General features: G+C 70.3%; 5 protein-coding genes. All 5 read right to left on the bottom strand.

Features of this window, described 5'->3' with window-relative positions; all coding sequences use genetic code 11:
• Positions 1 to 8: 8 nt before the first annotated feature.
• From OG223_RS08625 to OG223_RS08605, 5 genes are read right to left on the bottom strand one after another with little or no spacing between them, the layout of a single operon-like run.
• Positions 9 to 1,241 carry an SGNH/GDSL hydrolase family protein gene (locus OG223_RS08625; RefSeq protein WP_329244735.1) on the bottom strand — a complete coding sequence of 411 codons (1,233 nt, stop codon included), beginning with the start codon at positions 1,239 to 1,241 and terminating at the stop codon, positions 9 to 11.
• A 10-nt stretch (positions 1,242 to 1,251) separates the two neighbouring features.
• Positions 1,252 to 3,255, bottom strand: coding sequence for a TIM-barrel domain-containing protein (locus OG223_RS08620; protein ID WP_329244732.1), 2,004 nt, complete (start codon positions 3,253 to 3,255; stop codon positions 1,252 to 1,254).
• A complete protein-coding gene (locus tag OG223_RS08615; protein ID WP_329244729.1) occupies positions 3,255 to 6,944 on the bottom strand; it encodes a beta-galactosidase in 3,690 nt (1,229 codons plus the stop codon). The genes OG223_RS08620 and OG223_RS08615 overlap by 1 nt, the downstream gene beginning before the upstream one ends.
• Positions 6,941 to 10,606 (bottom strand): beta-galactosidase, encoded by a 3,666-nt coding sequence (locus OG223_RS08610; protein WP_329244726.1) that lies wholly within the window; start codon positions 10,604 to 10,606, stop codon positions 6,941 to 6,943. Before OG223_RS08610 ends, OG223_RS08615 begins: the two co-directional genes overlap by 4 nt.
• Positions 10,603 to 12,465 carry a DUF4091 domain-containing protein gene (locus OG223_RS08605; RefSeq protein WP_329244722.1) on the bottom strand — a complete coding sequence of 621 codons (1,863 nt, stop codon included), beginning with the start codon at positions 12,463 to 12,465 and terminating at the stop codon, positions 10,603 to 10,605. The genes OG223_RS08610 and OG223_RS08605 overlap by 4 nt, the downstream gene beginning before the upstream one ends.
• Positions 12,466 to 12,470 lie beyond the last annotated feature (5 nt).

Here is a 12,470-nt window from a genome sequence, read left to right as displayed (position 1 = left end):
GGTCCTCCTCAGGAACAGCCGCGGCCGAGGCCGAGGGTGGTCAGGTCGATGGAGTCGGCGAAGGCCTTCATTCCGGCGTCGTCGGGATGCAGATGGTCGCCGGAGTCGTACGCCGCGCCGAGCCGCCGCGGGTCGGCCGGATCCCGGACCGCCTTGTCGAAGTCGGCGTAGTCGTCGAAGATCCCGCCGGAGTCCCGGACGAAGGCGTTGACCTGCTGCCGCCGGGCCTCCGTCGCCTCGCTCCAGCCACCCCAGGTGAAGTCCTTGTAGGGCGTGATCGTGGCGGCGACGACGCGCAGGTGACGCTGGTGCGCCCGGTGGGCGATCTCCGTCATGGCGGCGATGATCTGCTCGGCGGTTGCCCCGCCGAGATCGTTGATCCCCTCGAAGAGGACCAGGCTCCTGGCCCCCGGTTGGGAGAGCACGTCCCGTTCGAGGCGGTCCAGGGCCGACGGGTTGGTCGCGGTCCCGGCGGTGATCCGGTTGCCGGTGATGCCCGCGTTGAGCACCCCGGCGCCGGGCAGGCAGGTGTTCAGCCGGGCGGACAGCAGGTCGGGCCAGCGCTGGTCGGTGTCGGGCGTCGAGTAGGACCCGTCGGTGATCGAGTCGCCGAGCGCCACCACCGACCGGGCCCTTGGCACGGTCACCTCGACGCCGCTGAGGAACGGCCAGCTGGTGGTGGTCCAGGTGTAGGCGTCACCGGCGGCGTCGGCGGAGTGGTCGCCCGCTCCGTAGTCCGTCCAGTACACGGTCTGCTGGGCCCACCAGTGGTCGCTGACGTGCGTGACCCGGCCGGGCAGATAGAGGCTGACCACCAGGTCGGCCAGGGCCGGTACGGTGAGGCGGACCGGGTCGCTGACCGCCTCGCCGCCCGCCGGGACGGTCACGTCACGCTTCCCGCCGAACCTCAGGCCGTACGCGTGCGCCACAGCGGAGCCGCCGTCGCGCAGCCCCACGGTCGCGTGCCCGATGGTCACCGGTGCAGTGGCATAGGCGTTGGACAGGCGGATGCGTACCCAGGAGCCGCCGACGCTGGTGCGCACCGGCATCCGTACCGTCACCTCGGACATCCCCGAGACGTCGTAGTACTCGCTCGGCGCTGTGGCCCACGTCCCGGTCCAGTCGCGCCGGTCGTCGGGCCGGCCGTCCCGCTGATCGGCGCCGGCGGGCGCCACCGTCCCCGCCACGACGGCGACGACCGCCAGCAGCAACACCGCGAACCTGCTCCGTATCGCATGCATGTGCCGCCCCTCACCGTGTCGCGCCGGCAGCGCGGAGCGCCTTGAGCGCCTTGGCGGCGCCCTTGGCCCGGAGGTTCACGAACGCCGGGGTGACCCCGAGCGGCGCCGCGTACGCCTTGAGCGTCGTGGGGCCGCGGACGACCGTGCCGCGGTTGACGTCGCGCCACACTCCGGAGGGCAGGAAGACGTCCCGGGTGGTGCCTTCGTCGAGCTTCGGCGCGGCCAGCACGGCCGGGCCGAGCATCCACTCGTCGGCAACCGTGTAACCCGCCTCGTCCTTCGGGAAGTCGAAGAACAGCGGCCGCATGATCGGGTCGCCGGTCTTCAGGGTCTGCTGGACCTGGTCCCAGATATAGGGAGCCAGCCGCTCGTGCGTGGCGACGGCCGCGCGGTACAGCCCGACCGTCTGTGGGTCGTAGCCGACCCACTCGCCGGTCGTCGCGTCCTTGGCGCCGGTGGGTGAGGTCGAGGCGTACATGAGCGGCATCAGGGAGGCCGCCTGCGCCCAGCGGACCAGAACCTCCTTGGCGGGCGGCGGATACTGGAGCGATCCGCCGATCATGTCGGTCTCGACGAACGGGTAACCGATCGTGGAGACCGCCAGGTTGGCCGAGACCGCGGCGCGCAGCCCGGCGAAAGTGGTCGGTTTGTCGGCCGTACGGGTGGCGAAGCCCTGGGCCTGCGCGGCGTTCCACGCGACCTGTAATCCCGCCCCCTGCTGGTCGAACTCGTCGGCCAGTTCGGTGCCGTATCCGACATAGTCGGCACGGGTGGCCCCCGGGTAAGGGGCGCACCGGTCGTCGAAGAAGGCGGTGTCGAACTTGAATCCCGCCACTCCGGATTCGCTCACCTGCGCCTTGAGGCTCCGGGAGTACCACTGCCGCGCGGCCGGGTTCGCGAGGTCGATCAGCCCGGTCTGCCGACCGTTCCACCAGGTGAACAGGCACGGCCTGGACGGATCGGAGGGGTCTTTGAGCAGATATCCCTTGTCGACGGCCTGGGAGAAGCCGGCAGCGGTCTCGGGCATGTACAGGCCGGTCCACATGCCGAGGTCGAAGCCGAGGCGTTTCAACTCCCTGGAGAGGGCGGGGAGATCGGGGAAGCGCTCGTCGAAGTCGGCGGCGATCACGCTCTCCTCGATCTGCAGGGCGTGCCCGCCGAGCCCGGCGGCGGCCAGCGCACGAGCCCAGGCGAGTACGTTCTGCTGGTTCTGTTCGCCGTAGAGCTGCGCCCAGGAGTTCCACAGCGGGGTGGCGTACTGGGCGTAGGACGTGTCGGAGCGCTCGGGCCTGCCGACCAGCGCGATGTGGTCGCGGTACACCTCGGCGGGGGTGTCCTCGACGAACACCGTGGAGTCGGCCGGACGGTCACCGGCGACGGTGAACTCGCCGAGCCCGTTGCCACCGGAGTTGATGCGCACGTCCATCGGCTCGCCGGTGTCGACCCGCAGCCCGGTGCCGTCGGCGGTGTACCAGAAGGGGGACACCACCTGGTACGACGCCGGGCTGAACGCGGTGTCGACCAGCTGCCCCGAGTCCAGCGGCCACGGCTGGACGGTCTGGTCGGTGTTCTCGCCGTGCCCGTACCAATGGCCGGCGCTGTCCAGGTCGTACGCCGTGCTGAGCACGTCGGCGGTGGCCCCGGACAGCGACCAGTTCACGTCGTACCGGTCGGACCGCAGAGTGATCCTCAGGTCCACGGTGACGTCCGGGAGATCGGTGGCGGCGGTGACGCGCACCGTGTCGCCCTCGCGACTGCTGTCGGCGACCTCCCGGACGAGGTACCAGTCGTCGCCGATCCGGAACCGGAACGCCCCGGCCGCCGTGGCCAGCACAGTCCGACCCGCCCGTACCGTGGTGAGGGTCAACTGGTCTGTGGTGACGCGCAGTTCGTAGTCGGGTGTCGCGAAGGTGACCGGCCCGGAGCCCGCGGCGCCGGGAGCCGTGCCGAGCAGCGGGGCGGCCAGGATCAGTGCCGCAGAGCCGCAGTGGAGGGTTCCTCTCCCGATGGGCATCAGGCACCTCCGCCGCAGGTCACCTTGGCGTCCGCCCAGTCGGCATGGTCGAGGGCGTTGCCGTCCCCGGCGTCCGAGACGACGAGTTCCAGCTGCCGTGCTCCGCTGACGTCGACGTCGATCGCCTTGGTTTCCGTGTCGCGGTCCACGGTGCCGCTGTCGTAGACCTGCTCCCCGTCGGCGAGGACGGTGAAGTCCACCGTGGCCGGGCCGTCGGAGCGGCCGTACGTCTCCTGGTCCAGGCCGAGCGCCGCGTGGAAGGTGGTGCAGCTGCCGCCGAGCCAGACCTGGGCGCTGCTCGCGGCGTGCGTGCCGAGGCCCTTGGCGTACGTGGTGTCGTGCAGTGCGAGGGGCAGGCCGTCGCCCTCGGCGTTCTCGCCGTTGGACAGGTCGCGTTCGACCGGGCCCCAGCCGTTGCTGCTGGACTGGAACGGCAGGTCGCTGAGGTAGTGCTCGCCGGCCGTGAGCGGCGGTGGCTGAGCGGCGACCACCTTCTCCCCGGTCACGGAACCGCCGTTGAAGGACGCCGTCGCCTTCAGGACGAGGATCGCGTCCGTCGCCTGGTCGGCCGGGACGTCGAGCGGCCACCGCGCTTCGGCCGTGGCCCCCGGTTTCACGGTGCCCACCTGTACCGGGTTCTGCGGCGTCGCTGTCCAGCCGTCGGGGAGGCCCTTCAGACTGAGGGCGGTGCGGCGCAGCGCCCGGCCGGTGCGGGGTACCGCGACGGTGGCGGTGACCTGGTAGGTGCCGCCCGGCTCGACGGTGTCGGGGGCGTCGACGCCCACGGCCGCCGCGGTGGCCTGCCGGGCGTAGACCGCAGGGTCGTACGAGGGGGCCTTGACGTCGGCGACGCGCAGGGTGGAGGTGACGTTGCCGAGCTGGGTCAGCGTCACCTTGCCGAGGCCGCCGCCGGCGCCGTCCTCGTTCCAGGAGGCGATGGCGATGGTGTTCCTGCCGTCGGCGCGCAGAATGCCGTTGGGGACGGGGAAGGTGTGCTGTGGGCCGGTGTCGTTGACGTACTGGCCCATCAGCCAGCCGTTGACGTAGATCAGGGCCCGGTAGTCGCGCGTGCCGTCGTCGGCGATGGTCACGCCGACGGAGACGTCCTGGCCCGCCGGCATACGGCTGGTGAAGCTCGTGCGGTACCAGGCGATGCCCGGGGTGGTGTCGGACGCCGGCAAGGAGGTGTCCTTCCACTTCTGGTCCGGGTAGCCCGGCAGGGTCCAGCCCGACCGCTCGCCGTACAGGCCGCCGGTGTTCATGGCGCCGCGCGCGGTGTCCACGGGCTGTTCGCCGCCCCGTGCGCCCTGGATGCGCCAGGTGATCCGGGCATCGGAGCCGGAGAGATAGGCGGCGGTCAGGCCGCGCGGCTGCTTGTGGTCGTCGCTGTCGTAGGCGAAGTCCTCGTTGTGGCCCATCGTCCCGACCAGGACGGAGACGACGTTGTCCGCCCCCTTGTGCAGCACCCCGGGATCGAGGGGGAAGGTATGCCGGCCGGTCTCGCTGGTCCCGGCGAACTTCCCGTTGATCCACACCGAGTAGGCGCCGACGGCCCGCGAGGAGGTGTCGGGATTGGTCGCGTTCGCCGTGAGCGACAGGGACTTCTCGGTGCCGGACGCCGTGAAGTGGCCCCGGTACCAGACGTATCCGTAGTGAGAGCCGTACTCGTCCTGGTACAGGACGGGCAGGGTGCCCGGCTGGGTGGGGTTGTCCGTGGTCAGCTTGTCGGCGTACGTCCAGGAGGAGTCGTCGAAGGCGGGGGCCGCCTCGGGCGTCTCGGCGGATTTCTTCCAGTGCGTCAGCTGCGGCAGTTTCACGTCCTTGGGCCCCGGCACGGACCCGAGCAGGCTGCCGGACGCCGTGCGGCGTACGGTGACCCGGCTGCCGTTCCAGGTGACGTTCCGGACGGTGGAGGAGGCGAACACCTCCAGCGGCCCGGCCTTCGACGCGTCGCCGGTGAGCGCGAGCGTGCTTCCCTGGACGGTGGCGGTACGCACGAGTTCGGTGCCGCGCACCAGGGTGCTGCCGTCGGGCCGCCAGAAGTCGGCGGCCTGGTCGTCGGTTCCGATGAGCAGCGTCAGGTCGCGTCGGCCGCCGCCGTGGATCAGGATCCGGGTGAGGCCGGAGTGGGTGTAGTCCAGCTTCAGGTCGCCGCGGTCCGCGTCCCAGGTGGCCTTGGCCGTGCCGTCCAGCACGGTGACGGTGGGCTTCGACGCGTAGCGCAGCACGGTCTGCCCCGGGTCGCCGTCGGCGCCGTACAGCAGCGCGACGTCCCGGTCGTCGGCGGTCGTACTCGTCATCAGCTCGCTGGTCGAGTACACGAGGCGCTGTCCGCCCAGGTCGTACCCGGCGACGAGGATCTTGCCGGTCTGTCCGTTCAGCCGCACGCTCACCGGATAAGTGCCGTCCGGGGTCTGCCAGTTGAACCCGGTGGTGGTGTCGGAGCCGGCCGTCGCGTCGGCGTGCCGCAGGTACAGGAACTGCGTTCCGGTGTCCGGGTTGGCGCGGGCCATGAGGCTGACCGCCGCGTCGGAGGAGGCGGGCGCGTCGACCGGCTCCGTCTTCGTCAGCGGGGCGGTGGTGGTGTAGAACAGGCCCTGCCGCTTGAGCTCGTCGTAGTCGGCGCCGGTCTGGCGGGCCTCGGTGATCGGGGCGCCGTAGTCGTACGACGTGTACACCTGGCGCGGGTCGGCGAGCCATCCCCAGTTGGTGCCGCCGTAGGTCATGTACAGGTTCTCGATCGTGGTGCCCTGCATGATCTCGGCCTTGTTGACGATCTTCTGGTAGGCGGGGCCCATGGTCTGGCGGCACTTGTCGTAGCCCGTGTCTCCCCAGGTCTGGAACCAGCCGGTGCCCGCCTCGAAGACCGCGAGCGGTTTCGTGGCGTCGGGGCGGGTCAGTTCGGGCACCCACCACGGGCCCTGGCAGAAGGCGTTGTACTGGTCGAGCGCCCCCACGAAGTCCAGCCCCTCGCCGCCCGCGTACTGCGGCTCCGGCTCGTTGCCGACGAGTGGGACGGTGATCCCGTCGGACCGCGCCTGCTTGCTCAGGTCGACCATGTAGGCGCGGCCGTCCGGGTCGTACAGCTCGTTCTCCACCTGGTACAGCAGCACCGGGCCGGTGCCGTTGCTGACCTGGTGGCGGGCGAGGACGGTGTCGATGTGGCGCAGCCACTCGTGGGCGGCGTCCAGGTAGTCCGGGTCGGTGGAGCGGGCCCGGCCCTTCTGGGTCGTCAGCCAGCCGGGGAAACCTCCGCCGTCCGTCTCGGCGTTGATGTACGGGCCGGGCCGGGCGATGACGTAGAGCCCGGCTTCCTGGGCCATGTCGAGCAGCTTGTCGACGTCACGGACGCCGGTGAAGTCGTACGTGCCCCGGGCGGGGGAGTGGTAGGCCCAGTCGAAGTAGATCGAGACGGCGTTCATACCGCTCGCCTTGATCTTCTGCAGGACGTCCCGCCACAGGTCGGGGCTGGGCAGCCGCCAGTAGTGGAACTCCCCGGACCACAGCATGACCCGCCGGCCGTCGATCGTGACGGAGTACTTGTCGTAGCCGACCTGGTGGACCGCCGTCGACCGCGCCGGGGATGCGGCCGAGGCCCGGGCGGCCGGGACCGCAGCGGTGAGTGCGGCGAGCAGCACGGCGGCCAGAGCGGTGGACAGGACGGTACGCAGCAGTTTCATGAGCTTCATGGGGTGCCTCCCGCGCAGGTCAGCCGGGCGGCGGCCCAGTCGGCGTGGTCGGAGGAGATGTCGCCGCCCCCGTCCACCAGCAGGTCCAGCCAGCCCGCGCCGGTGATGTCCACGTCGATGGCGGTGCCGCCGTCGGTGCCGTACACCACCGGGGTGTTCAGCAGCGTCCGGCCGTCGGCGACCACCCGGAACGAGACGCTGCCGCCGTCGCCCACCTCGTCGTCCACCCCGGCGGTCGCGGTGAACCGGGTGCAGCCGCCGCCGAGGTAGACGCGGACCTCGCTGTCGGCGTGCACGCCCAGGCCCTTGGCGTATGTGGTGCCGCCGATGGAGAGGGTGCGCCCGTCGCCCGCCTCGGACTCGCCGTTGGACAGGTCCTTCTCGACCGGTCCCCAGCCGTTCACCGCTTTGACCAGGGGCAGGTCGCTGACGTACGTGTCGCCGAGCGGTCCGGGCGGCGGCACCTGGACGGCGCGTTCACCTGTGACGGTCCCCGTACCGCCCTGCTGCCGCAGGGTCGCGGTCGCGGTCAGCAGTGTGTAGGCGACCGGGTCGGTGGGCGGGGTGACGGTGTACGTCGTGGTCACCGTGGCGCCCGGCCGCACCCGGGCGAACCCGGTCGGACCGGTGGCCTTCGCGCTCCAACCGTCCGGGACCGCGAGCGACAGCGTCACCTTCCGCGCGACGGCGGCGTGCCTCGGGATCGTCAGCGAGACCGGGACCTCGGCGGCCGTACCGGTGCTGAGGAACGGACCGGCGTCCACGGTGACTTGGGCTGTCGCCTGCTGCACGGCATAGGTCTTCGCGTTGTACGAAGGTGCTGCCACGGTGGCTACGTCGATGCCGCCCGTGACGGTGCCGAGGTCGACGAGCTTCGCCATGCCCGGGCCGGCATTGCCGGCGGTCGACCAGCCGGCCAGGGCGATGGTGTTCTCACCCTGCTCGTGCAGCAGTCCCTTGGGGATCACGAAGCGGGTCTGCGGTCCGGTGGCGGGCAGGTAGCGGCCGATCAGCCATCCGTTGACGTAGATCAGCGTCTGGTGCGCCGTGCTCGCGCCCGCCTCCTCGCCGAGGTCCAGCCCGACGGAGGTGTCCTGGCCGCGTGGCAGGTCGAGCCGGGCGGTGGTGCGGTACCAGCGCACCCCGGGGTGCGTCGTCGCAGTGGCGGCCGCCAGGGTGCTGTGGGCCCAGCCGCCGTCCGGATAACCGGGCAGCGACCAGCCGCTCCGCTCGCCGTACAGGCCGCCGTTGTTGTAGGCGCCGCGGGCCGTGTCGACGGGGTCCTCGCCGCCGAGGTCGCCCTGGATCTTCCAGGTGAGGGTCGAGGCGCCGCCGACCACCGCGGCGCTGATCAGGCCGCGTGGTTCCTTCGAGTAGTCGTGGCCCCATTCCTCGTTGTTGCCGGCGTTCACGGCCAGCACGGAGACGACGTTGTCCTCGCCGCTGGCGCTGAGCGTCCCGACCGGGATGTCGAAGGTGTGTGCCCCGTCCCCGGAGCTGCCGAGGTAGGTCCCGTTGAGCCAGACCGAGTACTGCCCTGTGGGTCCGGTGTTCGCGTCGAGCGCGAGCGCGGTCGCGTGACCGGTGGTGGTGAACCGGCCCCGGTACCAGACGTTGCCCTGGTGGTAGCCGTACTCGTCCATGGCGAGAACGGGCAACGAGCCGTCCAGATCGGGGTTGTTCGAGGTGAGACGGGCGGCTGTGGTCCAGGACGAGTCGTCGAATCCGGGGGCCGCCTCCGGTGCCTCGTCGTGGTACTTCCAGGTGGTCAGCGCCGGCAGATCCACCGTGCGGGGGGACCGGGTGACGGCGATGGCGTCGCCGTTCCAGGTCGTCCTGGCCACCTTGGAAGTGTCGGCGATGACGTCGATCTTCGTCTTCTTCGTGGAGTCGCCGGTCAGCCTCAAGGTGCCGTCGGCGGTCACCTCGGCGGTGCGCACCAGCGAAGGGCCGCGGACGAGAACCGGTCCTGCGCCGGTGTCCTGGCGCCACCAGTGGGCGGTCTCGGCGTCGTCGGCGATGAGGAGTTCCAGTCCGTTGACGAGGACGCGGGCGAGGCCGGAGTGCGTGTAGTCCAGCCGCAGATCACCGCGGCCGGCGTCCCAGTGCACCGAGACGTCCCCGTCGAGGACGGTGACCTTCGGCTTCGCGGCGTAGCGCAGTACGGTCTCGCCGCCCTCGCCGTGCCGCCCGTACAGCAGTGCCACCTCGTGGTCGCCGATCCGGGCGTGGGTCATGATCTCCGAAGTGGAGTACACCAGTCGCTGGTCGCCCAGGTCGTAACCGGCGACGAGGAGTTTGGCGTCGTGGCCGGCGACGGTGATGGCGCCCTGCTGGGGCACCCGTGGGTAGTCGCCGTCCTTCCCCGAGATCGACAGCGTGGTGCTGTTCGTCGTCTTCACGGTGGTGTCGGCGTGCCGGACGGTGAAGAACTGGGTGCCGTCGTCGGGATTGACCCGGCGGTCGATGCGCAGCGTGGCATCGGTGGGGGCCGGTGCGTCGGCCTTATCGGTGCGGGCCAGCGAGCCCACGGAGGTGACCAGGTAGCCGAGCCGCTTGAACTCCTGGTACTTGTCGGTGAGTTGCCGGGACTCGTTGATCGCGGCCCCGTAGTCGTAGGAGGTGTAGACGGCGTTGGGGTCTGCCTGCCAGCCCCAGTTGGTGCCGCCGTAGGTCATGTAGAAGGACTGGCCACTCACCCCGGCGGCGATGTTCGTCTTGGCGAACACCCGGGTGAAGTCGCTGCCGGTGAGCTGGGCGCAGCTCTGGTAGCCGGTGCCGCCCCAGGGGTCGAAGGCGCCGCCCTGCGCTTCCGGGATGATCAGTGGCGACTGGGGTTTCCAGGCCTTGACGTAGCTGTAGTCGGGCAGGTTCCGCCAGGTGTCGGGGTGGGCGCAGTCGAAGCCCTGCGGGTAGGCGTCGAAGCCGTAGATGTCGGGGGCGCCCTTGCCGCTCACCCAGTTCTGGTTGGCGCCGCCGTCGTTGACGAAGGTGGGTACGTCGATGCCGTCGGCCCTGGCCCAGTCGATGAGCGTCTGCATGTAGGCGGCGTCGTGGCGACCGCCCTGGTACTCGTTCTCGACCTGGTAGAGGATCACGCTGCCGGTGCCCCGGGTCAGCTGGTGCCGGGCGATGATCGGGTTGATCCGGCTCATCCACTCCCGCGCATCGGCCAGATAGCCCGCCTCGGAGGTGCGGTTGACTCCCGTGCGGGTCTTGCGCCAGGCAGGGAAGCCGCCGCCGGAGACCTCGGCGTTGATGTACGGGCCGGGACGGGCGATCACGTACAGGCCCGCCCGCTCGGCCTCGTCCAGCAGCCGGTCCACGTTCCGGATACCGGTGAAGTCGTAGGAGCCGGGCTTGCTGGAGTGGTAGCCCCAGTCGAAGTACAGCGACACCGCGTTGAAGCCGCCCGCCTTGATCTTCTGCAGCACGTCCCGCCAGGCGTCCGGGCTGGGCAGCCGGAAGTAGTGGATCTCGGCACCCCAGATGTACAGCGGCCTGCCGTCGATCTTCACCGAGTACTGGTCGTAGGTCACGGTGTGCGCCTGGGGCGAGGCCGCCTTGACCGCCGCGCGGGTCTCGCCGTGGGCCGCCGTGGTGCCCAGGCAGCCGGTGGCGAGAGTCAAGGCGGTGAGGAGAGCTCTCCAGCGTCCCCTCATGACGTCAGCTCCTTCACCACGGTTGCCCGCGCGGCCTCGATGTCGGAGACGTTCTTCGTACGGCCGTCGAGGTCGCGGGTCGCGGTGGTGAGGGCGTCGGTCAGGGCGGAGTCGTCCTTACCGCCGTCCTTCTTCCGCACCTGGGCGATCAGCTCGAAGTCCTCGATGCCTTCCTTCAGTTGCTCCCAGCGGATGCTGGACATCGGGCCGTTCCTGCCGGGATAGACGAGGTACTCGTCGCCCTGGGTGAAGATGTACACCGGCTGCGAGAAGGGGTCGGACGTCCAGCTGTTGTACGACCAGCGCAGGAAACCGTCCAGGTGGCGCTGGGCGGAGATCCACGGCAGCATCCGCGCCTCCACGGCGGGGGAGTACGCCAAGGTGTTGGGGTGGGCCGGGGTGCCGTACACGTAGAAGGTCGTGATCTTGCCGGCCGCGCGGCGCTCCGCCGCCTTCTCGGCCGTCATCTGGTCGATGGTGTCCCAGCTGACGGACAGGTCGGAGGCGATGTCCGTCGTGCCGGCCGACCCGGCGACCGAGATCCGGTCGTCGAAGTCCGGTGCCACCTCGTGGACGAAGTCCTTGACCACGGTCATGGTGTCCACCGGCCGTTCGTCGAACGACAGGTAGGTGTGATCCAGCCAGCCCTTGGTCTTCAGATGCCTGACGAAGGCGGGCAGGAACGTCCCCCACGCCTCGCGCCAGCGGGCGCCGCCCAGATCGACCGGCTCGTTGACGGTCTTGCCGGTGCGGGTGTCGGTGTAGGTGACGTGCTCGCCGTCCTGGAACGCCAGCATCGAGAAGGCCCCGATGTCCGGCCCGAGCCCGGACTTCAACGCCGTCCGTACATAGGCGTCCCAGCGGGAGAAGTCGAAGGAGAACCGGCTGCCGTCCCACTTCCAGGCGACCATGCTGGAGTACGGGGTGGCCGTCTGCGACTGGCGGGTGCCCAGAGACCACTGGTGGTGCCAGGGGTTGTCGACGATGGTGGTGTTGATGACCTTCTGACCGTGGCCGGCCAGGTCCCGGTCATAGGCCTCGATGAGCTTCCAGTGCTTGTCGGACCAGAGTTCGACGCCGCTGTTGAGCGCCATCGTCTCCGGCTGCGCCCACACGTCAAGGAAGAAGCTGTAGTCCTTCGGGTCCGGCACGGCGGCGTTCGCGACCTCGACGGACAGCGGATAGCCGACCCTGGTGCCGTCGTCGGCGGTGACCTCGACCGTGCCCGAATAGGTGCCCGCGGTGGCCGACTTCGGGATGTGGAAGGTGAACCACAGCGGCTGCGCCGCGTAGGCGGGCACGTCGATGGAGGAGGCTTCCTCCAGGGCGTCGCCGACGACGTCCGGGTCCCGGTCTCCTGACACCTCGGTGGCGGAGCTGACCTGGTCGATGGTGGCCGACCAGTCCATCTCGCTCTTGGAGCGCTGCACGGGCACGTACTTCACGAACCTGACCCGGGTGCCCGAGCCGGAGATCTTCGCCCCTCCGGGTCCGGCGAGGTCACCGACGCTCGCCTTCACGTCGTGCAGGTCGTGGCCGGAGGCGATGGCGAGCTGCGCGGAGACCTGCTCGTTGCGCACGGCGGCCAGCGAGAGTCGCGTGGTGTCCTTGCCCTGGATGGCGGTGGTCGGGTAGCGCGGGACCCGGACCTCGGCGGAGGAGGCGAAGGATCCGGTGGGCACCCAGGTGATCGTGTCCCTGGTGCCCATGGCGTCGGCGACCTTGACGGTCAGCCAGGTGGTCGTGGACCTGGAGTTGACGTCGGTGTCCGGGGTACTGGTGCCGGCGATCGCCGTGGTGGTCGCGGCTATGACAATGCCGGCGACGAAGGCGGCGACGGCGGTGGGAACGCGTGACATGGCCG

Origin of the sequence: Streptomyces sp. NBC_01478, assembly GCF_036227225.1 — a bacterium.
In the GTDB taxonomy this organism is placed as follows: Bacteria; Actinomycetota; Actinomycetes; order Streptomycetales; family Streptomycetaceae; genus Streptomyces.
Note: the sequence above shows the minus strand (reverse complement) of the source record. Positions and strands in the feature narration are given on the sequence as shown.